This is a genomic window from Rhizobium sp. CB3171 (assembly GCF_029714265.1).
Lineage (GTDB): Bacteria > Pseudomonadota > Alphaproteobacteria > Rhizobiales > Rhizobiaceae > Rhizobium.
Window position 1 is genome coordinate 323,902 of sequence record NZ_CP121652.1, and the last position, 21,374, is coordinate 345,275.

At 60.6% G+C, this 21,374-nt stretch carries 20 protein-coding genes and 1 tRNA gene; 16 read left to right on the forward strand and 5 right to left on the reverse strand.

Translation table 11 applies throughout. The features are described 5' to 3' along the window. Window positions 1-126: 126 nt before the first annotated feature. Window positions 127-1,017: a LysR family transcriptional regulator gene (locus QA648_RS01555; RefSeq protein WP_104822056.1), complete on the forward strand. Its 891-nt coding sequence runs from the start codon at window positions 127-129 to the stop codon at window positions 1,015-1,017. 57 nt (window positions 1,018-1,074) lie between these two features. Next, on the forward strand, window positions 1,075-1,476 hold the full coding sequence (locus QA648_RS01560) for a GFA family protein (RefSeq protein WP_283049202.1): 402 nt from the start codon (window positions 1,075-1,077) through the stop codon (window positions 1,474-1,476). A gap of 16 nt (window positions 1,477-1,492) precedes the next feature. On the opposite strand, the gene QA648_RS01565 is transcribed toward QA648_RS01560, so the two are convergent. Continuing rightward, window positions 1,493-5,191, reverse strand: a complete 3,699-nt coding sequence (locus tag QA648_RS01565) for an ATP-binding protein (RefSeq protein WP_283049203.1) — start codon at window positions 5,189-5,191, stop codon at window positions 1,493-1,495. Window positions 5,192-5,414: 223 nt separating this feature from the next. On the opposite strand from QA648_RS01565, the gene QA648_RS01570 reads away from it, so the two are divergent. Further along, window positions 5,415-5,864, forward strand: coding sequence for a phasin (locus QA648_RS01570; protein ID WP_283049204.1), 450 nt, complete (start codon window positions 5,415-5,417; stop codon window positions 5,862-5,864). A 213-nt stretch (window positions 5,865-6,077) separates the two neighbouring features. Beyond that, window positions 6,078-6,154, forward strand: a tRNA-His gene (locus tag QA648_RS01575). 50 nt (window positions 6,155-6,204) lie between these two features. Here the strand turns inward: QA648_RS01575 and QA648_RS01580 are convergent. Together QA648_RS01580 and QA648_RS01585 are read right to left on the reverse strand one after the other, a co-directional pair. Next, window positions 6,205-6,351 carry a hypothetical protein gene (locus tag QA648_RS01580; protein WP_199773518.1) on the reverse strand — a complete coding sequence of 49 codons (147 nt, stop codon included), beginning with the start codon at window positions 6,349-6,351 and terminating at the stop codon, window positions 6,205-6,207. Between the two features lie 74 nt (window positions 6,352-6,425). Further along, the gene (locus QA648_RS01585; RefSeq protein ID WP_283049207.1) at window positions 6,426-7,139 is read right to left on the reverse strand and encodes a hypothetical protein; all 714 of its coding nucleotides are present in this window, start codon (window positions 7,137-7,139) and stop codon (window positions 6,426-6,428) included. 209 nt (window positions 7,140-7,348) lie between these two features. Between QA648_RS01585 and QA648_RS01590 the strand changes: the two genes are divergently transcribed. Then, window positions 7,349-7,507 (forward strand): hypothetical protein, encoded by a 159-nt coding sequence (locus QA648_RS01590; protein WP_199773519.1) that lies wholly within the window; start codon window positions 7,349-7,351, stop codon window positions 7,505-7,507. A 114-nt stretch (window positions 7,508-7,621) separates the two neighbouring features. Here QA648_RS01590 and QA648_RS01595 read toward each other — a convergent pair whose 3' ends face one another. Next, window positions 7,622-8,503, reverse strand: a complete 882-nt coding sequence (locus QA648_RS01595) for a LysR family transcriptional regulator (RefSeq protein ID WP_283049209.1) — start codon at window positions 8,501-8,503, stop codon at window positions 7,622-7,624. A gap of 112 nt (window positions 8,504-8,615) precedes the next feature. Here QA648_RS01595 and QA648_RS01600 point away from each other — a divergent pair, with 112 nt between their 5' ends. The 11 genes from QA648_RS01600 (at window position 8,616) to QA648_RS01650 (ending at window position 20,023) form a co-directional block, all read left to right on the forward strand. After that, window positions 8,616-10,112, forward strand: a complete 1,497-nt coding sequence (locus QA648_RS01600) for a CoA-acylating methylmalonate-semialdehyde dehydrogenase (RefSeq protein WP_260303356.1) — start codon at window positions 8,616-8,618, stop codon at window positions 10,110-10,112. A gap of 157 nt (window positions 10,113-10,269) precedes the next feature. Continuing rightward, the gene (locus tag QA648_RS01605) at window positions 10,270-10,617 is read left to right on the forward strand and encodes a VOC family protein (protein ID WP_104822063.1); all 348 of its coding nucleotides are present in this window, start codon (window positions 10,270-10,272) and stop codon (window positions 10,615-10,617) included. Between the two features lie 194 nt (window positions 10,618-10,811). Further along, window positions 10,812-11,879, forward strand: coding sequence for a YjgN family protein (locus QA648_RS01610; protein WP_283049215.1), 1,068 nt, complete (start codon window positions 10,812-10,814; stop codon window positions 11,877-11,879). Continuing rightward, complete coding sequence (locus QA648_RS01615; protein WP_283049217.1) at window positions 11,851-12,963, forward strand: M48 family metallopeptidase; 1,113 nt, start codon at window positions 11,851-11,853, stop codon at window positions 12,961-12,963. Before QA648_RS01610 ends, QA648_RS01615 begins: the two co-directional genes overlap by 29 nt. 132 nt (window positions 12,964-13,095) lie before the next feature. Further along, window positions 13,096-13,584, forward strand: coding sequence for an iron-responsive transcriptional regulator RirA (gene rirA, locus QA648_RS01620; protein ID WP_104822066.1), 489 nt, complete (start codon window positions 13,096-13,098; stop codon window positions 13,582-13,584). A gap of 337 nt (window positions 13,585-13,921) precedes the next feature. Further along, window positions 13,922-15,517: an ABC transporter substrate-binding protein gene (locus tag QA648_RS01625; protein ID WP_104824990.1), complete on the forward strand. Its 1,596-nt coding sequence runs from the start codon at window positions 13,922-13,924 to the stop codon at window positions 15,515-15,517. Window positions 15,518-15,607: 90 nt separating this feature from the next. Beyond that, the gene (locus QA648_RS01630; RefSeq protein WP_283049220.1) at window positions 15,608-16,612 is read left to right on the forward strand and encodes an ABC transporter permease subunit; all 1,005 of its coding nucleotides are present in this window, start codon (window positions 15,608-15,610) and stop codon (window positions 16,610-16,612) included. 9 nt (window positions 16,613-16,621) lie between these two features. Continuing rightward, complete coding sequence (locus QA648_RS01635) at window positions 16,622-17,515, forward strand: ABC transporter permease subunit (protein ID WP_283049222.1); 894 nt, start codon at window positions 16,622-16,624, stop codon at window positions 17,513-17,515. Next, complete coding sequence (locus tag QA648_RS01640) at window positions 17,515-18,528, forward strand: ABC transporter ATP-binding protein (RefSeq protein WP_104822069.1); 1,014 nt, start codon at window positions 17,515-17,517, stop codon at window positions 18,526-18,528. Before QA648_RS01635 ends, QA648_RS01640 begins: the two co-directional genes overlap by 1 nt. Then, on the forward strand, window positions 18,528-19,481 hold the full coding sequence (locus QA648_RS01645; RefSeq protein ID WP_283049224.1) for a peptide ABC transporter ATP-binding protein: 954 nt from the start codon (window positions 18,528-18,530) through the stop codon (window positions 19,479-19,481). The genes QA648_RS01640 and QA648_RS01645 overlap by 1 nt, the downstream gene beginning before the upstream one ends. A 14-nt stretch (window positions 19,482-19,495) precedes the next feature. Continuing rightward, window positions 19,496-20,023: a gluconokinase gene (locus QA648_RS01650; RefSeq protein ID WP_283049226.1), complete on the forward strand. Its 528-nt coding sequence runs from the start codon at window positions 19,496-19,498 to the stop codon at window positions 20,021-20,023. 10 nt (window positions 20,024-20,033) lie between these two features. Here QA648_RS01650 and QA648_RS01655 read toward each other — a convergent pair whose 3' ends face one another. After that, window positions 20,034-21,281, reverse strand: a complete 1,248-nt coding sequence (locus QA648_RS01655) for an FAD-binding oxidoreductase (RefSeq protein WP_104822072.1) — start codon at window positions 21,279-21,281, stop codon at window positions 20,034-20,036. Window positions 21,282-21,374: the final 93 nt, after the last annotated feature.

Here is a 21,374-nt window from a genome sequence, read left to right on the forward strand (position 1 = left end):
ATCCGATTACACATGACAAATATCGATCATGGCATGACATCTCAATCTTAAAACTAATGAATATTTGCCAAATACCGCCGGAATATGCATTCTCTCTGCAAGATCATCATATAAGCCGAGTTTGCCATGACCGAGTTCACCAGCCGGCGTTTGGAAATCGATGCGCTGCGCGCATTGTGGGCGATCCGCCATCACGGGGGCATCACCCGTGCGGCCGAGGCCCTGAGCCTCTCGCAATCCGCCGTCAGCCATAAGATCAAGCGGCTCGAGACGAGCCTCGATTGCGATCTGCTGAGCCGCAAGCCTGGAGCGTCGATGTTCACCGCCGCCGGGGAGGATCTGTTGGACTATGCGGGACGCATCCTCGGCCTGCACGACGAGGCGCTCTTGAGCCTCTCGAAGACGTCGCTCGCCGGCCGCGTCGCCCTCGGCTTGACCGAGGATACCACCTGCACCGATCTCGCGCGCATATTGGGGCGATTTCGCCGCCTGCATCCGAACGTCTCTGTTCGCACCAAGGTCCGCATGAGCTTGGTCCTGCGGGGAATGCTGGAGCGGGGAGAGCTTGATGCCGCCATCGTGCAGGTTTTCGCGCATGAAGTCCGCCCGACCGATATCGTTCTGTTTCGGGAACAGCTTCATTGGGTCAAGCATCCTGATCTATCGCTGCCGCAAGACGGGCCGGTTCCTTTTCTGTCCTTCGACGATGAGTGCTTCTATCGCCGCTGGGCGCTCGACATCGGACAGGATGGCGGCGTGGTTCTCGAAACTGTGTTCGAATGTGCGAGCGCGGCTGGGATTATTGCGGCCGTTACCTCAGGCTTGGGCGTGGCGCTTCTGAACGGCCGCCACCTGCAGCCTGACATGGAGATCGTCACCAACGGCCTGCCGGCACCCCCCGCCTTGGCCTATGTGGTGCGGCGCGGACGCAAGGTGAGAAATCCCGCGCTCGATACCCTTGTGGCGGAGATCGAAAGCGAAATCAGCCGTTACGGAGGGCTGGCTCTGGCGAGTTGAGCTGATTGGAGGCAGAATGCCGTCCTCGAACAGGCACCGGAATGGAGCGGCGTACACATGCTGATCGGCTCATGTCACTGTGGCGAGGCGGGCTGGACGCTCGAGGGCGATCCAGGCTCGATCACGGCCTGCAATTGCACGCTCTGTCGGCGTTATGGCGCGCTATGGGCCTATGACTATGAATGGGAGCGGATTTCCGTCACCGGACGGACTTCGTCTTACACGCGCGCCGGCAGGGACAATCCCTCTCTCGAAATATTGTTCTGCCCGTCCTGCGCCTGCGTATTGAGCTGGCGTGGCCTACGGCTGCAAAAGGATGGCCGCCGACGTATCGCCGTGAACCTGCGGCTTGCGCCGCCGGACCTCGTCGCTGACCTGCCGATCGATCATTTCGATGGGCTCGATACGTTTGAAGACCTTCCTTCCAAAGGGCGCTGCGTGCGCGATCTCTGGTTTTGAGGGCGGGCGATCTCTCTCAGTTCGCCAGCACCCTCGGCGATGGGAAGGTGATCTCGACCAGCGTGCCCTCATTCGGCGCCGAGTTGATCGAGAAGGTCGCCCTGTTGGCATCGACCATGGCCTTGGTCAGCGGCAGGCCAAGGCCGGTGCCGTCGCCGCGTTTGCGGGCATTGGTCGAAACCTGGCGGAAGGGTTTCATCGCCTGTTCCAACTCGCTGCGGGTCATGCCGACGCCGGTATCGCGGATGCGCATGACGACACTGCCGTTCCCCTCGTAAGACGTTGAGACGACGATCTGGCCGCCCGACGGCGTGAAGCGGATGGCATTCGACAGGATGTTCAGCGCGATCTGCTTGATCGAACGCAGGTCGGCGACGACGTTCGGTACGGACTGCGACAGCGCCGTGCGGATGATGACGCGCTGGCTGTTGGCCTGCGGCTGCACCAGCGACACGGCTTCGGCGATCGCTTCGTTGAGGCCGACCGAGGAAAATTCCAGGTCCATCTCACCGGCTTCGATCTTGGAAATGTCCAGGAGATCGTTGACGATGTCGAGCACATGCCGACCCGAGCGGCCGATATCGGTGGCATATTCGATATAGCGGGAATGACCGATTGGCCCGAAGCGTTCGCCGGCCATCATGTCGGAGAAGCCGATGATGGCGTTGAGCGGCGTGCGGATTTCATGGCTGACGCGGGCGAGGAAATCGGTCTTGTGGGCATTTGCAGTCTCTGCCGCGCGCTTGGCGTTGCGCAACTCTTCCTCGGTGCGCTTCCATTGCGTGATGTCGCGGATGACGGCGCAATAGCCGTTCGAGGAATTCAACCGCCCCATGGTCATGAACAGGGGTACGAAGCCGCCCGATGCCTCGCGGCCGATCACTTCGCGCCCGTCGTTCAGCACGCTTGCCACGCCATGGCCGGAGAGGCCGCCAAGATAGTCCAGCACCGCCTTCTGGCTTTCATGCGCAAAGAGCATGACGAATGGTTTGCCGCGGGTTTCCTGGTCGTCATAGTTGAAGAGCGCGCTGGCCGAGCGGTTCATCGAGCGGATCTCGCCCTCCTGCCCAATGATGACGACCCCATCCGTTGCCGTTTCCAGCGTCGAACGCAGCTCTTCGATTTCGACCTGCAGCTTTGCGAGTTTTTCGACCATGCGTTCCGGTCGCGCTTCTTCCGGCACGGGCTCGGGCGCGGGGGCTTCGCTCTTTTCGAGCGGCATCAGCGCCAGCATCAAAGCGGTGCCGTCTTCCCAACGGACTGACTGCAGCCGCGCGGTAACGGGCACGAGCGTGTCGTCGGCGCGCACTACCATCATCGTCCCCGGCCGTTCGGCCTTGCCTTCGAGGTCATGGCGCTGCAGCAGCGCATCCAGCCCGCCGACATGCTCCAGGTCCGTGAGGCTTTCATAGCCGGTCAGCCGCAGGAATTCCGGAGTGCCGTGGATCAGCCAGTCGCCGGCATGGATGAGAATGGCGAGGGGCAGTTGATCGACGATCTCGGCCGACAGCCCATCGCGCATTTTCACGCGGGGCGGAATGGCGGTGCTCAAGACTTCCAGCGGATCGACGTCCCCTTTCGGCTCGCCGGCAGCTTTCGATTCCTGCAAGTCGGAACCAGTAACCTCTTCCGTCTTGGCCGTAGCCGCCGGCATGTTCGCTTCGGATTGTGCGGTTTCGTCGCTTTCCGGCTGATCTTCGGCATGCGGCCGCTCTTCGGCTGCATGGTCGTCGGCCGGCGCTTCGACGGCATCGGACAAAACCTCATCCGCCGCATTCGGCTGCGGAGAGATGTCTACCACCTCTTCGGACTGTTCCATGCTTTCAGGCTGACCACCTGATGTCTCGGCACGTTTGCCGAAGGGGTCGAGTTGACGGGCGATTTCGCGGAAGGCTGCCTGTTCGCTCAGCGACAAGCTGCCTGGCGTCTGTGCGCGGCGCTCGTGCAATCGGATGATCTTGTCGGATTCCCGGCGGTTCGGCGTCTCGGCGATCGTCAGGGCCGGCGGCTCCTCATCCCGGGGGGAGAACTCCTCCGTTGCCCCGGATCCTGCTTCGCGAGCAGTCTCCTCGTCTGCGGCAACATTTTCCTCCATCGCGTCCTGCAGCGCTTCCTCGGCAATCGCCGGCGCAGCCGTCTCCACTGCTGGCTCTTCAGCCAAGCCCGGCGTCGGCGCTGCCTGCTTTTCGTCGCCGTCCAGCGTCAGGCCGAGCTTCATCGGATCTTCGATGGCATCGGAGAGGCGCACGACGCCGAAGCCTCGGAAGCCGTCGAATTCGCGGCTGCGCGTATAGGTCGGCAATGCGGCCAGATCGACCGGCACCACTAGGCTGGTATTTTCCACCGGCCAGTAGATCGTCCGGCCCGACCACGTATCGCGCCGCGCCAGAAGCTCGGCGATCTTGCCGTCCGGATCGAGATTGAAATGCCTGGCGATGTCAGCGAAGGCAACGCCGGTTACTTTCGTGGCATGCGGCCCTACGGCTTCGGCGAACTCGCGCGAGACTTCGCTGAAGCGGCCTTCGGCGTCGATCCGCCAGACGAAACGCGTAGCGCGGCCGCTGCGCTTGAAGGTGAACTCTTCCGACTGGTCGATTTCCGGAGCGTCAGCCTCGGCCGCCACCGGCTCAGTGCCTGCCACCGCGTCCTCCGCTTGGCTTTCTCCGGCGCTGCGCAGCAGATCATCATCGGCCTCCGGGACAAGCTCGTCGGCATGCGCAGCCGCCTCGATCTGTTCGGGCGTCGCGCCGTCCATCGTCACCAACGCGTCGATGTCCTGACCGAGGGCATCGGGGTGCGCATGCACCACTTCATGGTCGGCGCCAGACATTTCCGGCGTGTGCTCGACTTCCTCGATATCCGCCACCGCATCGATGACATCGGGGGAGGGCACATGCTCGGCAGGCGCAGCCTCGGTAATAGGTGTTTCGTCAGCCGCGGCTGTCTCGAGTTCCTTCCGCGCCTCTTCCGCTTCCGGCTCGATCGCGCCGCCTGTGGCTGAGGCGGCAGATGCGTCAGCCACGAGGCTTGCCGTTGGATCGAGATTGTCGGCTGCGGTCTCGACGACGAAAAGCAGATGCAGGGCAGGGATTTCCGACAGCTTGCCGACGGCGGCGGGTAGATAGCCGTGGCCGGTCGGGATCGGCCGCTTGATCAGCCGTTCCGCCTGGGCGCCCGCCATGGTCGTCAACATCCTTGCGGTCTGCGGCGTCACGCCCAACGCATCGAAGCGAGCGGAAGCGGCGATAATTTCCCCGTCGCGGCCGATCACGGCCATATGCGTATCGGGGTCGTCGAAGCCGTCGATCATCCGCTTCGCACTTTCCGCCGCGGCCAGCGGCTTGGAGGAAACCGGCGAGGAAAACAGGATCGCCTCTTCGCCCGCCTGAACCTGGATGATTTCGACTGCGGCGTTAACGACCGCGCGCTGGAAGCCGGAGGCCATGCGGATCAGGAAGGTGCGCTGGTCGCCGACCGCGCCAAGTCCGCGCGCCGTCGCCTCGATCTGGCGGAAGGAGACGTCGCCGGCCTTCGGTCCCTGGTCGAGGAAATCATAGATGATATCGTAGCCGAAAAGATTAGCGCCAGCGCCGTTGGCCCAGAGCACGCGATCCATGCCGGTCGAAAACAGCACCATGGCTTCGCCGCGCGCAAAACGCTCCCGAACGCGGGGGTGCACGGCAATGTCAATGAATGGGTACTGAATTGCGGGCATGTTCCGACCTGTTTTGCGGGCGTGATCGCCTCTCTTACTTTAACGCTTTATTAATAACGGCGCCCCGGTTTCAGGTCCAGCGAACGCCCAGGTTTTTGACTGGAAGGGTTAACGTGTTGTGCATCGCAAAAAATATGTTGCACTGCACAATAGTTTATATTATATAGGGCTCAATCAATTCACCAAGGGCGCCTCTGAGGAGGGCCCATATAGGAGCGCTATCATGGCTACTGTAAAGAAAGACGACGTTTTTTCAACGGCTGCATTCGACCCTTCCAAGCTCTCTGAATCCTTCCGCGACTTCGCGGAAAAAGGCGCTGCCCAGTCCAAGGAAGCCTTCGCCAAGATGAAGACGGCTGCCGAAGACGCTGGCAAGACCCTCGAAGCCACTGTGCAGACCGCCCAGGCCGGCTCCGTGGAAATCGGCCTCAAGACCATCGACGTCCTGCGCACCAATGCCGAAAGCTCGCTGGCGCACATGGAAGCTCTGCTTCGCGTCAAGTCCGTCGCCGAACTCTTCGAACTGCAGACCTCCTTCATCCGCAAGCAGGCTGAAGTAACCGTCGAGCAGGCCAAGTCCATTCAGGAAACCACCAAGAAGGTCGCCGAAAAGCTGGCAAAGCCGGCCAAGGACGCCGCTGAAAAGGCCATGTCCTCCTTCAAGGTTGCTTAATCTTTCCAAGCCTCCCAAGACCAGAACGTCTCGCTTTCGGTGAAACACTGAAAGCGGGACGTTTTAATTTCAGGGTCATGGTGCATTCGTCCGAATGCGATGTGATCTTTGGAAACACGTCATACCCAGCTTTTTCATATTGCGGGGAGATAGGACTTGAAATAATTTCAAAGTCCTCGTATGTCACCCCCGTTCGCGGCGACGCGAGCATGTGCGGTTGTAGCTCAGTTGGTTAGAGCGCAGGTTTGTGGCACCTGAGGTCGGAGGTTCGAGACCCCCCAACCGTACCATTTCTCCCCATTGATTGGACGAAAGCAGGAAGCCGGACATTAGCCGCAGGCTATTTCTTGTCCTGAGGTTTCTTTGCGACATGTCCCGGTGAGATCGGATCGCTCGCCGGAAAAGTCTCCTCAAGCGCCTCCTCGAGATAATCGTCCTGTTCCTTGCGTTCCTTCTCGGTCAGATTCGGCTTCTTCTTCTCGCTCATGACCTTCGCTCCTTCGACGTTCCAAGAATACTAGGCCAAGGCCCGCCCTTGTCCAGCGCGGCCTCACCCCGTTCCTAGAACGTGATCCGGGATACGATCGTGGCGCGGCCGCGGGGTGGTATTGCGGGAGTCTCGGGGGAAACCCTGAATGTCCTTCTGGCGGCAGGCCGGGCCGCGCCGGGGATGGCTTTTTCGACTGCCGCGACATCCTCGGCGCTGACCTTGGAGGCGGCGCAGGCCTCCTTTTTGTTCCAGAGGTTCTCGGCAATGCTGCTGCCGACCGCCGCGGTGATGGCCGTGCCGGCCACATCGTTGCGCTGAACCTTGTTCGCTTTCACCATCCCTTGGATGGCTTCACCGAGGATCTCCGCTGAATCCTTGAACGACACGTTGCCCACTTGGTCGAACCGTTTGTCGTTCTCGCCATCGACGATGCAATGGTGCGCCGTGAACATCCAGTCGTGGATCATGTAGGCCGGGGCATATCCCCATGGCGACAGGCCCTTGAAGACCTGGGCGATCTTCGGGATGGAGCCGCCGTCCGTATACATCAGGCCGGGTTGGATCTCGGCGCCCGGCAGGGAGCTGTCAGCGCGGCGAAAGGTGAGGGGATCGGCGGGATCCGGCACGAAAACGAATTTGCCGTCGCCGCTGGAATTTCCCTCTCCGACCCACATCACGAACAGGCTGCCGGTCAGCGTTGCCGGAGCGAGCTTAGAAAAATCAATGGTCGTGCATGCGCTGAGACCGACGGCAAGCGCCGCGAAGAATACTCCGGCTTTCAACATCAAGCGCCCCTCGGACTCTGCCTGGATGAAAACGAAAGTCTACCGCTCTACTTATGCACGAACCGGCGCCATGCGCAAATGAAGCGGCAGTCAGGCCGAGCCGGAGAGACCGGTCGCGTCCTTCCTGATGAGTGGCGGGATTTCCTTTGGAACCGTGCCAGCTCGCCGCCGTTCTGTTCATGTCAGCAACAAGACGGAAGGAACTGGCCATGTCCGTGCCACGCGAGCCGATTCCCGACAAGCCGCCGATGCCGGGTCCCGGCTGGACACCGGAGCCGCCGATAGAGGAGCCGGATCCCGATAGGCTGCCGGATGAATTTCCCGTTCCCAATCCCGATGAGAACGAAGAGCCGCCGAAGCACGCCTAATGCATGTCGCGCAAAAGTGTGCGGCGGTTTTGCGAACGACATGCAAAAACAAGGAGCTAAAGCGTGGGAGCGAATCTGAAAGATCGCGACGAGCTTTAGAGGCCCGACGCGGCTTCAGAAAAACATACGCCTTTCCTCGCTCACCAGCTCCTGCAGAAAGTCCGCGACGGTGCGTACCCGCACCAGATCGCGGGCGCTTTCGTGATAGGTCGTCCAATAGGCGCGTTTGATGGAGACATCGGGAAGGATGCGGGTCAGCTCCGGATATTGCTTTGCGATATAGTCGTGCAGGATGCCGATGCCGGCGCCGGAACGTACCGCCTCCGTCTGGCCGATGGAGGTAGAAATCTCGAATGACGCATCCCAGCTCCGCATGATCTCGCCGGAAAAATTCAGCGATGCGGTAAAGATCAGGTCTTCGACATAGCCGATGCGGGGGTGCAATTTCAGCGCCTCGACACTGTCGGGCAGGCCCGCACGGTCGAGATAGGCCTTCGAGGCATAAAGGCCGAGCGTATAGTCCGTCAGCTTGGACGAGATCAGGCGACCTTGTTCCGGACGCTCCAGCGTGATGGCGATATCCGCCTCGCGCTGCGACAGCGAAAAGGAGCGGGGCACCGGCACCAATTGGATGCGCAGTTCCGGATAGCGCGCAATCAGCCGTCCCAGACGGGGTGCGAGGAAGGAGACACCGAAACCGTCGGGCGCGCCGATGCGCACCGTGCCGGTGATGGCGCTGTCGAGATGACCGACACTCGCCTGGGCGCGCAGCATCTCGGTTTCCATGCGCTCTGCCGCATGCAGGAAGATTTCGCCCTCGGAGGTCAGGTCGCACCCGTTGGTGCGGCGCACCAGCAGCCGCGTCTTCAGCCGTTCCTCCAGCGTCGTCACCCGCCGCGACAGCGTCGCGTGGTTGACCCCAAGCCTTTTCGAGGCCGCAAGGATTTGTCCCGTGCGGGCAACCGCGAGGAACATGCGGACGTCATCCCAATCCATATGCACATCCAGGACTTTAATTTCTGCACAACGGTTGCTTATAACAGCTCATTGATTTGTGCAAATTGAAGTGCGATCCTGTCATCATTCCAGAAAACGAGGAGGCACATCCATGCAAGAGATCGGTCATTTCATCGGCGGCAAGCACGTCGCCGGCACCAGCGGCCGCACGAGCAATGTCTACAATCCGGCAACCGGCGAAGTTCAGGCGACGGTCGCGCTCGCCAGCGTCGAGGAAATGCGCGCTGCCGTCGAAAACGCCAAGGCCGCACAGCCGAAATGGGCCGCCACCAATCCGCAGCGCCGCGCCCGCGTTTTCTTCAAGTTCGTCGAACTTTTGAACCAGCATATGGACGAGTTGGCGACCTTGCTCTCCAAGGAGCACGGCAAGACCGTTGAGGACTCCAAGGGCGATGTTCTCCGCGGCCTGGAAGTTTGCGAATTCGTCTGCGGCATTCCGCATCTGCAGAAGAGTGAGTTCACCGAAGGCGCCGGCCCGGCGATCGACATGTATTCCATTCGCCAGCCAGTCGGCGTCGGCGCCGGCATCACGCCGTTCAATTTCCCGGCGATGATCCCGATGTGGATGTTTGCACCAGCGATCGCCTGCGGCAACGCCTTCATCCTGAAGCCGTCTGAGCGCGATCCGTCCGTGCCGCTTCGCCTCGCCGAACTGATGATCGAAGCAGGCCTGCCGGCCGGCATCCTCAACGTCGTCAATGGCGACAAGGGTGCGGTCGACGCCATCCTGACCGATCCGGATATTGCTGCCGTTTCCTTCGTCGGCTCCACGCCGATCGCCCGCTACGTCTACGGCACGGCGGCGATGAACGGCAAGCGCGCGCAATGCTTCGGCGGCGCCAAGAACCATATGATCATCATGCCCGATGCCGACATGGATCAGGCCGTCAACGCCCTGATGGGCGCTGGTTACGGTTCGGCCGGCGAGCGCTGCATGGCGATCTCCGTTGCCGTTCCGGTGGGCGAGGAGACCGCCAACCGCCTGGTCGAAAAGCTGGTGCCGAAGATCGAGTCGCTGCGCATCGGGCCTTACACCGATGACAAGGCCGATATGGGCCCGCTCGTTACTAAGGATGCGTATAACCGCGTCAACGGCCTCATCGACCGCGGTGTCGAAGAAGGCGCCAAGCTCGTCGTCGATGGCCGCGGCTTCAAGCTGCAGGGCTATGAAGATGGTTATTTCGTTGGCGGTACGCTGTTCGACCACGTCAAGCCTGAGATGGATATCTACAAGACCGAAATCTTCGGGCCTGTCCTCTCCGTTGTCCGCGCCAAGAACTACGAAGAAGCGCTCGATCTGCCGATGAAGCACGAGTATGGCAATGGTGTCGCGATCTACACCCGCGACGGCGATGCCGCCCGCGATTTCGCCTCGCGCATCAACATCGGCATGATCGGCATCAACGTTCCGATCCCGGTTCCGCTCGCCTATCACTCCTTCGGCGGCTGGAAGGCTTCCAGCTTCGGCGACCTCAACCAGCACGGCACGGATTCGATCAAGTTCTGGACCCGCACTAAGACGATCACAGCCCGCTGGCCGTCCGGCATCAAGGGTGGCGCTGAATTCGTCATGCCGACGATGAAGTAAGCTTCTCCGGTCTCGCCTGATACGAACCGCCGCTCAATTGCCGATTTGAGGCAGATTTGGGCGGCGGTTTTTTGTTGCGGTTATTTTCTGCTGAGTCATCTTGCTGGATGGTGCGTTTTGTTTTAGAACAAAACGAGAACAACCGGAGGACGGAGCGATGTCCGTGACCTATCAGATCGACTATCTCGAATTTCCATCGACCGACGGGCTGAAGACCCGGCGCTTTTTCGAGGAAGCTTTCGAATGGAGCTTCGTCAGCTATGGTCCGACCTATCACGCCATCGAAGCGGCCGGCATTGACGCCGGCATTCAGGGCAACGCGGCAGAGGCCACCGACGCGCCGCTCCCTGTCGTTCGCACGACGGATTTGGAAGCGGCACAGCGCGCCGTCGAACTCGCCGGCGGCGTCGTCACCCGGCCCGCCTTCGACTTCCCCGGCGGCCGGCGCTTTCACTTCCGCGAGCCTGGCGGCTGCGAGATGGCGGTCTGGGTTTCGGTGAGCTGAAGGCGGGCCGTTGGGTGTGGCATTGAAGTCGCAGTTCTGGCCCTAGTTGCGGCGAGCCGGCGCTGTCCGTTCTGATCGTCTATTTTCTCATTGCCTACCGCTGATTTTCCTGCTCTCAAATGCAGCTATGAGGCGAATTTTTTGCCTCGTGATGCAGCCGACGATACTGCAATAATGGGCAGGGAGATTTCAGCATGGCAGTTGTTGAAAAGAGCTATCCGATCGGGGAGAGCCGGGTTTTCCAGCGTGCATCGTTCACCGGCCGTGCCGCTGAGTATTTCGGTATTTGGATCGTCAATGTTTTGCTGACGATCATTACCTTGGGCATCTATTCGGCCTGGGCGAAAGTCCGGCGAAACCGTTATTTCTATGGCAACACCGCGCTGCTCGGGCACACATTCGAATATCACGCCAAGGGCAAGCAGATCTTTATCGGCCGCCTGATCGTCTTCGGCCTTCTCGTCGCATTAAATATCCTTTCGCATGTAGCACCGCTGGCGGTCCTGGCGATTTGGCCGGTGATGCTGGTGGTATTCCCATGGTTTCTCATGCGCGGCCTGAAGTTCAATGCGCGTGTGACGAGCTATCGCAACGTGCGCTTCGATTTCGTCGGGACCTATGGCGGCGCATTGAAGGCGATCTTTTTAGGTGCTCTGGTAACGATAATCTCGCTTGGGTTGCTGTCTCCGGTAGCAAGCCGGTGGTTCTACAAATATATCTTCGACAATCTGCGCTATGGCGATCGACAGTTCTCCACCGAGCCGCGATTGGGCGCGCTCTACGAGGCGTTCGTCACCGTAGTCGCGATTGTGATCGCGGGCATCGTAATCTTGGGGCTTTTTAGTGCTGTCGCGTCCGGTTTCGGCGGCAACTCGATGGGTCGGGGAATGGGTAGCATCAGCCTGTGGCATTGGATGATTGTGCTTATTATCCCGATTTACATAATCGCCGGCGTCTACTATCGCGCGGCGGTGCGCAACATCATCTGGTCGGCCGCAATGGTCGATCATCGCCATCAACTCAAAAGCGATCTCGGTCGTCGACGCTATGCGTGGATTGCGATCTCCAATGTGATCGTCACATTTGCAACCCTCGGCCTGATGCGTCCCTGGGCGGCGGTGCGCCTGCAACGCTATCTGGCCGAGCACACCGCCATTCATGTCGACGGCGATATCGGCGTCGTCTTCGACCAGATCCGCTCGACCGGCGGCGTCATCAGCGCGGAATATCTCGATGTCGACGGTTTCGACTTTGGTTTCTGATCCGGCATCAATTGCCACGGGCACCTGGCATCCGCCCCATTCCAGCCGGGCGGTTGCCGCCCGGCTGGTTGATATCGGCGGTTCGCTCACCGTGCTCTCGGACGAGGATGACGAGAAGGACAAGCGCCTCGCCTGGGGCATCCGTTCCGATATTGAAATCAGCCCGCGTGTCGGCTCCATTCCGCGACGCATCGTTTTCGGCAACGAGTCGGTGTTCGAAACGCGCGATAACGATGCCGTCGACGCCTATCTCCAAAGCCGCGGCGAAGGGCGCAGCGGTTTCGTGCATCGGCTGGAGATCGTTCGCCCGCGTATGATTGCTTTCGCCGTTGCGACGGTCGTGCTGGCATCGACCATCTACCACTACGCCTTGCCGGCGCTGGTGGAGGTCGCCGTGCTGGTGACGCCGCCCGTTGTGCCGGAGATGATGTCTGCGGGCACGTTGAAGACGCTGGATCAGGTAACGCTCAGCGCGAGCAGGCTGCCGGAAGCCAAGCGTAAGGAAATCACCGATCAATTCGAAAAGATCGCCACCCATGCGGAAGGCGGCGTCGGGCGATATAAGCTGAATTTTCGCGACGGTGGTGTCATCGGCCCGAATGCTTTTGCGTTGCCGGACGGCAATCTGGTCCTGACGGACGAGTTGGTGCACCTTGCCGACGGCGATACGGAAATGATTACCGCCGTTCTCGGCCACGAGATTGGCCACGTCGAATATAAGCACAGCCTCCGCCAGCTTTACCGCGCCGCTGGCGTCGCCGGTCTGGTCTTGCTGATTACCGGCGATGTCGGTTCCGGCGTGCAGGATGTTTTGACCCAAGGCGGTGGCCTATTGGCGCTTTCCTATTCCCGCTCGGCAGAAGCCCAGGCGGATCGCCGTTCGGTCGAGCTGATGCAGGAAGCGGGCATGGACCCGACAGCGTTGTCGCGCTTCTTCGACATTCTGGAAACCAAACTCGACGATCATTCCAGCACCAGCATGCTGTCGACCCATCCCGGCACGCCGGAACGCAAGCAGGCTATCCTCGATTACGCCAGGGAGCTGCGGGCGGGGCAGGGAGCGACGGATACGCATTTGCCGTAAGACGACTGGCGACGAATATCCCCATCAGAATAACGTGAATGTGATTTTCATATTTTGGAATTGTTCAAAACTACGAAAGGCACTATATACCAGTCGAACCGTCCCATACGGCCTTGATTCCAGGAGATCGGCATGCGCTTGACCAAGCAGACCAACTACGCAGTGCGCATGCTCATGTATTGCGCCGCCAATGAAGGCAACTTGAGCCGCATCCCGGAAATCGCAAAAGCCTATGGTGTTTCCGAGCTGTTTTTGTTCAAGATTTTGCAGCCGCTCACCAAGGCTGGTCTCGTCGAGACCGTGCGTGGCCGCAATGGCGGCGTGCGTCTCGGCAAGCCGGCGGCCAACATCAGCCTGTTCGACGTCGTCAAGGTGACCGAAGATAGTTTCGCTATGGCGGAATGCTTCGAGGAAGGTGTCGTGGAGTGCCCGCTGGTCGATAGCTGCGGCCTGAATTCGGCGCTGCGCAAGGCACTCAATGCCTTCTTCGACGTGCTGACGGAATATTCCATCGACGATCTCGTCAAGGCTCGTCCGCAGATCAATTTCCTGCTCGGTCTGACCGAGAACGATCATAGGGCGATCGCCAAGAAGCCGGCGATTGCGGCGCCGGCCGCCTGACGCCTGAATTTGCGCAATTCTTCAATCCGCGGCCCGCTTCGAGCGGACCGCGGATTTTTCGTTTGTAGGGTAGGGGAATTCGCTGCCAATCTTAATATTTTTCGAAGAGGCAAGCGCAAAATTATCCAGATTGCGTCAAAAAGGGGCGCGATTTCGTCAGATTATTACCAATCCCAGACCATTTTTAGCTTAAAATTTCCAAACTCCAAAATTTGGAAAAATTTTAGGCGGAGCGTGTTGCTTTCATACATTAAATAGCGTTCCATCGGCGCGATCCGGATAGGAACCTATGGGGATCCACGGCTTCAAAAGAATAACAAACCTGGGAAACGATATCATGAAAAAGATCTCTGTCCTGCTGGCAGTGACAGCCCTGACTTCGGTTATGGCGACGTCCGCCTGGTCCAAAACGCTTGTCTATTGCTCGGAAGGGTCGCCGGAAGGTTTCGATCCGGGGATTTATACCGCCGGCACCACCTTCGATGCCTCTTCGCGTACGGTCTACAGCCGCCTCGTCGAGTTCAAGCACGGCAGCACCGAGGTTGAGCCGGGCCTCGCCGAAAGCTGGACTGTTTCCCCTGACGGTAAGGAATACACCTTCAAGCTCCGCAAGGGCGTGAAGTTCCAGACCACTGATTTCTTCACCCCGACGCGCGATCTCAATGCCGACGACGTCGTCTTCTCGTTCGAGCGTCAGCTCAAGGAAGACAGCCCGTGGGCCAAGTACGTCGCCGGCGGTTCCTATGAATACGCTGCGGGCATGGGCTTCCCGAAGCTCATCAAGTCGATCGAGAAGGTTGATGACCTCACGGTCAAGTTCGTCCTGAACCGTCCGGAAGCGCCGTTCATCGCCGACCTCGCCATGGACTTCGCATCGGTCCTGTCGAAGGAATACGGCGACAAGCTGCAGGCCGACAAGAAGATGGAACAGATGAACCAGCAGCCGCTCGGCACTGGTCCGTTCACCTTCGTCGCCTATCAGCCTGATGCCGTCATCCGCTACAAGGCGAATGAAACCTACTTCAAGGGCAAGGAAAAGATCGACGATCTCGTCTTCGCGATCACGCCGGACGCATCGGTTCGCGCGCAGAAGCTGAAGTCCGGCGAATGCCAGATCATGCCTTATCCGAACGCCGCCGACATCAAGGATCTCCAGACGGACAAGAGCCTGAAGGTTCTCGAACAGCCGGGCCTGAACGTCTCCTATCTCGCCTACAACACGCTGGTCGCTCCCTTCGATAAGGCCGAAGTGCGCAAGGCGCTGAACATGGCCGTCGACAAGCGGGCGATCGTCGACGCCGTCTTCCAGGGTTCCGGCTCGGTCGCCACCAACCCGATCCCGCCGACCATGTGGTCCTACAACAAGGACATCAAGGACGATCCGTACAACCCCGAAGAAGCCAAGAAGATGCTCGAAAAGGCTGGGGTCAAGAACCTCAGCATGAAAATCTGGGCGATGCCGGTTTCGCGTCCTTACATGCTGAATGCTCGCCGCGCTGCCGAGCTGATGCAGGCTGACCTCGGCAAGATCGGCGTCAAGGTCGAGATCGTCACCTATGACTGGGCTCAGTACCTGAAGCTCTCCTCCGCCAAGGACCGCGATGGCGCGGCCATCCTCGGCTGGACCGGCGACAACGGCGATCCGGACAACTTCCTGGACACGCTGCTCGGCTGCGACGCAGTCGGCGGTAACAACCGTGCCCAGTGGTGCAACAAGGAATTCGACGATCTCGTGAAGAAGGCCAAGCAGACTGCCGACGTCAAGGAGCGCACCAAGCTCTACGAACAGGCGCAGGTCGTCTTCAAGCGCGAAGCTCCGTGGATGACCATCGACCATTCCGAAGAGTTCATTCCGATGAGCTCCAAGGTTTCCGGCTACGTGCAGGATCCGGTCGGCGTTCACCGCTTCGATGGCGTTGATATCGCCGAATAACGGACACGCTCTGAAATACCCGGTCGAAAGCCGGGTGAAACCGGCGGTCAGGCAACATGCTTGACCGCCGGAAAACTTTGGACATCTGCCATGTTGCGATTTCTTTTCAGCCGCCTTGCAGTGCTGATCCCGACATTCCTCGGCGTATCGATCGTCGCCTTTTCTTTCATCCGCCTGCTTCCCGGCGATCCCGTCATGCTGTTGTCAGGCGAGCGCGTCATGTCGCCGGAGCGTCACGCCCAGATCTCCCATGATCTCGGCTATGACCAGCCGCTGGTCGTGCAATACGGCCACTATATCTGGAGTGCTTTGCACGGTGATCTCGGCACTTCGATCACCACCAAGCGCGATGTGCTGACCGACTTCCTGACCTTCTTCCCGGCAACGCTGGAACTGTCGATCTGCGCCATGATCCTGGCGATCTGTCTTGGCATTCCGGCCGGCGTTTTCGCCGCCGTCAAGCGCGGCACATGGTTCGATCAGAGCGTGATGGGCGTCGCCCTTGTCGGCTATTCCATGCCGATCTTCTGGTGGGGCCTGCTGCTGATCATCGTCTTCAACGGCTATCTGCATTGGACGCCGGTTTCGGGCCGCATCGGGCTCATCTACTTCTTCAAGCCGATCACCGGCTTCATGCTGATCGACAGCCTCCTGTCCGGTCAAAAGGGCGCCTTCTGGTCTGCTCTGAATTCGCTGATCCTGCCGACCATCGTGCTCGGCACCATTCCGCTCGCCGTCATCGCGCGGCAAACGCGCTCGGCCATGCTCGAAGTTCTGGGCGAGGATTACGTTCGCACCGCGCGCTCCAAGGGCCTCGCGCCGCTGCGCGTCGTCTCCGTGCATGCCCTGCGCAACGCCATGATCCCGGTCGTCACTACCATCGGCCTGCAGGTCGGCGTGCTGCTCGGCGGTGCCATCCTGACGGAAAGCATCTTTTCCTGGCCGGGCATCGGCAAGTGGATGATCGACGCCGTCTTCAAGCGCGATTATCCTGTGGTGCAGGGCGGTCTGCTGCTGATCGCGGGCATTGTCATGCTCGTCAATCTCGCCGTCGACCTGCTCTACGGCTTCATCAATCCACGCATTCGTCACTAGGAGCGGCCCATGAGCACGGTAAGTCTCAAATCCGACCGCCCCTCCGCTCTTGCGGAGTTCTGGTACTATTTCTCGCGCAACAAGGGCGCCGTCATCGGGCTGGCGATCTTCGTCTTCGTCCTGTTCCTGGCGATCTTCGCCGGTGTGGTCGCCCCGCATAATCCGGATGCCGCCTATGGCAGCGCCATGCAGCGCCTGCCGCCCGCCTGGGCCGAAGGCGGCAATAGCAGCTTTCTCCTCGGCACGGATGCCAATGGCCGCGACCTTCTCTCGCGCCTGATCTACGGCACGCGGTTTTCGCTGTTCATCGGTCTGGTGGTTGCCTCGCTTTCGGCGCTCGCCGGCATCCTGATCGGCCTCGTTGCCGGCTATGTTCGTGGCCGTACCGATACGATCATCATGCGCATCATGGATATCATCCTTGCCATTCCCTCGCTGCTGCTCGCCTTGGTACTGGTGGCGATCCTGGGGCCTGGCCTGACCAACGCCATGATCGCGATCTCCATCGTCAACCAGCCGCATTTCGTCCGCCTGACACGTGCCTCGGTGCTTGCCGAGCGTGACAAGGAATATGTCATTGCCTCGCGCGTCTCCGGCGCCGGCCCGCTTCGCCTGATGTTCAAGACCATCCTGCCGAACTGTCTGGGGCCGCTCATCGTGCAGGCGACGCTCGCCTTTTCGGCAGCAATTCTCGATGCCGCCGCCCTCGGCTTTCTCGGCCAGGGCGCGCAGCCGCCGACACCAGAATGGGGCACGATGCTCGCGGATTCGCGTGAATTCTTCCAGAGCAATCCATGGCTCGTCACTTTTCCCGGTCTGTGCATCCTGATCACGGTTCTCGCCATCAATCTGATGGGTGACGGCCTGCGCGATGCCTTCGACCCGAAGCTGAAGAGGTCGTGATGCCGCTTCTCGATATTGAAAATCTCACCGTTGAATTTCAGACCGCGTCGGGCCTGTTCCGGGCAGTGGACGGCGTATCGCTCACCTGCGACAAGGGTGAAATCCTCTCGATTGTCGGCGAATCCGGCTCCGGCAAGTCGGTGTCCATGCTCGCCATGATGGGGCTTCTGCCTTGGACGGCGAAGATTACCGCCGATCGCATGACATTCGACGGCAAAGACCTGCGCGGCATCTCGTCCCGCCAGCGCCGGAAGATCATCGGCAAGGACATGGCGATGATCTTCCAGGAGCCGATGTCGAGCCTCAATCCGTGCTTCACGGTCGGCTTCCAGCTCGGCGAGACCCTGCGCATCCACATGGGTCTCGACCGCAAGGCGCGTCGTGAGCGCTCGATCGAGCTCTTGAATCTGGTCGGTATCCCGGCGCCCGCGGACCGCTTGTCGAACTACCCGCACCAGATGTCCGGTGGTATGAGCCAGCGCGTCATGATCGCCATGGCGCTCGCCTGCAATCCGAAGCTTCTGATTGCCGACGAGCCGACCACCGCGCTCGACGTGACCATCCAGGCACAGATCCTCGATCTTCTCGCGCGCCTGCAGAAAGAACAGGGCATGGCGTTAGTGCTGATCACCCACGATATGGGCGTGGTGGCTGAAACTGCCGAGCGCGTGCAGGTGCAGTATGCCGGCCAGAAGGTCGAGGAGCAACCGGTGAAGGCGCTGTTCCGCGATCCGCATCATCCTTATACTGCGGCACTTCTTTCGGCTCTGCCGGAGCGTGCCGTGGTCGGCGAGCGCCTGCCGTCGATTGCCGGCGTCGTGCCCGGCCAGCATGACCGCCCCACCGGCTGTCTTTTCGCGCCACGCTGCTCGTTTGCAACGCCGGCCTGCGACCGCGGCGTGAAGCGGCAGGGCGCGGAGCTCGGCGTGGCACTCTGCAACTATCCATTGGAACACGGCAAGCCGCTAGGCCATCCCGGCGTTGCCGCCACGCAAGCAGCAGGAGGCCGTTGATGACGGGTGCTGTTCTCGAAGGGCGTGATCTCGCCCGTTTTTACACCGTCAGGCGCGGCGCCTTCAAACCGGAGGCGACCGTCAAGGCGTTGAACGGCGTCAGCTTCAGCCTGCAGTCCGGCCGCACGCTCGCCGTCGTCGGTGAATCCGGTTGCGGCAAGTCGACGCTCGCCCGCCTGGTGACGATGATCGAAGACCCGACGGCGGGCGAATTGCTGATCGATGGTAAGCCGGCTAAGCTTGGCGACAGCAGCCTGCGCAGCGCCGTGCAGATCGTCTTCCAGAATCCGTACGGCTCGCTCAATCCGCGCCAGAAGGTTGGCTCCATCCTCGAGGAGCCGCTGAAGATCAACACCGATGATGATGCCGCCACGCGTCGCCGCAAGGCCGAGGAGATGATGGCGCGCGTTGGTCTGCGCCCGGAACATTACGACCGCTATCCGCACATGTTTTCCGGCGGCCAGCGCCAGCGCATCGCCATCGCCCGCGCATTGATGCTGCGGCCGAAGGTGCTGGTGCTGGACGAGCCTGTCTCCGCGCTCGACCTGTCGATCCAGGCCCAGGTGCTGAACCTTTTGATGGACCTGCAGAAAGAGATGGGTCTCGCCTATCTCTTCATCTCCCACGGTCTTTCGGTCGTTCGCCATATCGCCGACGATGTGATGGTGATGTATCTCGGCCGGCCGGTCGAAACCGGCACGGCGGAGGAAGTCTTTACCCGTCCGCGCCATCCCTATACCGCCGCGCTGCTGTCGGCGACGCCGATCGCCGATCCCGAGCGCGAGAAGAATCGCATCCGCCTGCAGGGCGAATTGCCGTCTCCCCTCAATCCACCAACCGGATGTCACTTCAATCCGCGTTGCTGGCGTGCGCAGGACAAGTGCCGGCAGGTGACGCCGGAATTGCTCGGCGAGGGCACGCATAAATTCGCCTGTTTCTTTCCGCTGGATTGATGGCTGGAAGCACTATGAGCGACGTATCGAAATCCCCCCTTGCCGTCATCATCATGGGCGTGAGCGGCAGCGGCAAATCCTCGATCGGCGAGGGTGTCGCGGCCAAGCTCGGCATCCGTTTCATCGAAGGCGACGCGCTGCATCCTGCCGCCAATGTCGAGAAGATGAGCAAGGGCATTCCCCTGACGGATGAGGATCGCTGGCCCTGGCTGGAAAAGATCGGTCAGGAAATTGCGGCGAGCCTTGCGAAAGGCGAGGGGGTCGCCGTTACCTGCTCGGCGCTGAAGCGTATTTATCGCGAGCGTCTGCGCGCCGCCGCCGGCGGGCACCTCTATCTCGTCTATCTCGACGGCTCGAAGGAGCTGCTAACCAAGCGCATGGGCGAGCGCAAGGGCCATTTCATGCCGCCGTCGCTGCTGGAAAGCCAGCTACAAACGCTGGAAGTGCCGACGGGGGAACCCGGCGTCGTTACGGTCGGCATCGACGATACGATCGACGGCATCGTCGAGGCCGCACTCAAGGGTCTCGACGCGATCCGCTAAATCCAGGATATCAGGGCGCGAACCGGTCTGGTGCGTAAGCCGAGATGTCGATGAACGGTTTTTCTCCGGTAATCAGCTCGGCAAGCACGCGCCCGGTGACGGGTCCCAGCGTCAGTCCGTGATGGGCGTGGCCGAACGCGAACCATAGGCCGTTGTGGCGCGGCGCCTTGCCGATGATCGGCATCATATCCGGCGTGCAGGGGCGGGCGCCCATCCAGGGCTCCGGGTCGAGTCGCTCGCCGAGCGGGAAGACGGTGCGGGCGACGGCTTCGGCACGGTCGAGCTGGATCGGTGTTTTCGGCGCATCGCGCAGCGCAAATTCCGCCCCGGTCGTCAGCCTGATGCCGCGGCTCATCGGCGCCAGAAAATAGCCGCGCTCGGCATCCAGCGTCCAGTTGTTGAGGATGGCATCGCCCTCGGCGGCGTAGTGCATGTGATAGCCGCGCTTGACGCCCAGCGGAAAAGCATAGCCGAGACGCTTCGTCACGAGATCAGCCCAGGGGCCGAGAGCGACGACGGCATCCTCGGCCTCGATCGAGCCCTCCGACGTCACCATCTTCCAGTGGGCGCCGGACCGGCCGAGCGAGAGGGCATCACCGGTCGCGAAACGCCCACCAATGCTTTCGAAGTAGTTGCGGTAGGCAGCAATCAGACCATGCGGATCGAGCACGGACCAGGGATCGCGCCAGCGCAGGCCGCCCGAGAAGCTGCCCCTGATATGCGGCTCCAGTGTCGCGATATCAGCGCCGGTCAGTGCATCGTAAGCGACGCCGAATTCGCGGTTGAGACGTTCGGCCTCGGCGAATTCCGCATCGCGTTTCTCGTTCGTGCGGAAAATCTCCATCCAACCGTTCTTGCGGATCAATTCCTCGGCATGCGACGCTTCAATCAGATCATTGTGCTCGCTGATCGAATGCTCGATCAGCGGCGCATAGGCGCGTGAGATCATCTCATGCCGCTTGGTGTTGGAATTCCACCAGTAGCGGGCGAGAAAGGCAATCTGTCCCGGTAGGGCGCGCAGATGGTAATGCGCGTCGATGCGGTTGTTGAAGGCATAGCGCAGTAGCAGGCCGAACTGCTGCGGAAAGCCGTAGGGTACGACGCCTTCGCGCTGGATCAGCCCGGCATTGCCGAAAGAGGTCTCTTTACCGGGAGCTTTGCGGTCGACGAGGATGACCTGCCGCCCGCGCCGCTGAAGGTGGATGGCCGTCGATATGCCGACGATGCCCGCGCCGAGCACGATTGCGTCTTTTGTCATGTTCCCTGCTATCCGCATTCTTCTTTTAGTTGCGCACGATCCCGTCCGGAAACCATGCTCAAGCATCGAAAATGCCTGCCAAAATGCTGCGGC

Coding starts and splice junctions, on each gene's coding strand:
- QA648_RS01555 (WP_104822056.1), top strand. CDS start 127: ATGACCGAGTTCACCAGCCGGCGTTTGGAAATCGATGCGCTGCGCGCA.
- QA648_RS01560 (WP_283049202.1), top strand. CDS start 1,075: ATGCTGATCGGCTCATGTCACTGTGGCGAGGCGGGCTGGACGCTCGAG.
- QA648_RS01565 (WP_283049203.1), bottom strand. CDS start 5,191: ATGCCCGCAATTCAGTACCCATTCATTGACATTGCCGTGCACCCCCGC.
- QA648_RS01570 (WP_283049204.1), top strand. CDS start 5,415: ATGGCTACTGTAAAGAAAGACGACGTTTTTTCAACGGCTGCATTCGAC.
- QA648_RS01580 (WP_199773518.1), bottom strand. CDS start 6,351: ATGAGCGAGAAGAAGAAGCCGAATCTGACCGAGAAGGAACGCAAGGAA.
- QA648_RS01585 (WP_283049207.1), bottom strand. CDS start 7,139: ATGTTGAAAGCCGGAGTATTCTTCGCGGCGCTTGCCGTCGGTCTCAGC.
- QA648_RS01590 (WP_199773519.1), top strand. CDS start 7,349: ATGTCCGTGCCACGCGAGCCGATTCCCGACAAGCCGCCGATGCCGGGT.
- QA648_RS01595 (WP_283049209.1), bottom strand. CDS start 8,503: ATGGATTGGGATGACGTCCGCATGTTCCTCGCGGTTGCCCGCACGGGA.
- QA648_RS01600 (WP_260303356.1), top strand. CDS start 8,616: ATGCAAGAGATCGGTCATTTCATCGGCGGCAAGCACGTCGCCGGCACC.
- QA648_RS01605 (WP_104822063.1), top strand. CDS start 10,270: ATGTCCGTGACCTATCAGATCGACTATCTCGAATTTCCATCGACCGAC.
- QA648_RS01610 (WP_283049215.1), top strand. CDS start 10,812: ATGGCAGTTGTTGAAAAGAGCTATCCGATCGGGGAGAGCCGGGTTTTC.
- QA648_RS01615 (WP_283049217.1), top strand. CDS start 11,851: ATGTCGACGGTTTCGACTTTGGTTTCTGATCCGGCATCAATTGCCACG.
- rirA (WP_104822066.1), top strand. CDS start 13,096: ATGCGCTTGACCAAGCAGACCAACTACGCAGTGCGCATGCTCATGTAT.
- QA648_RS01625 (WP_104824990.1), top strand. CDS start 13,922: ATGAAAAAGATCTCTGTCCTGCTGGCAGTGACAGCCCTGACTTCGGTT.
- QA648_RS01630 (WP_283049220.1), top strand. CDS start 15,608: ATGTTGCGATTTCTTTTCAGCCGCCTTGCAGTGCTGATCCCGACATTC.
- QA648_RS01635 (WP_283049222.1), top strand. CDS start 16,622: ATGAGCACGGTAAGTCTCAAATCCGACCGCCCCTCCGCTCTTGCGGAG.
- QA648_RS01640 (WP_104822069.1), top strand. CDS start 17,515: ATGCCGCTTCTCGATATTGAAAATCTCACCGTTGAATTTCAGACCGCG.
- QA648_RS01645 (WP_283049224.1), top strand. CDS start 18,528: ATGACGGGTGCTGTTCTCGAAGGGCGTGATCTCGCCCGTTTTTACACC.
- QA648_RS01650 (WP_283049226.1), top strand. CDS start 19,496: ATGAGCGACGTATCGAAATCCCCCCTTGCCGTCATCATCATGGGCGTG.
- QA648_RS01655 (WP_104822072.1), bottom strand. CDS start 21,281: ATGACAAAAGACGCAATCGTGCTCGGCGCGGGCATCGTCGGCATATCG.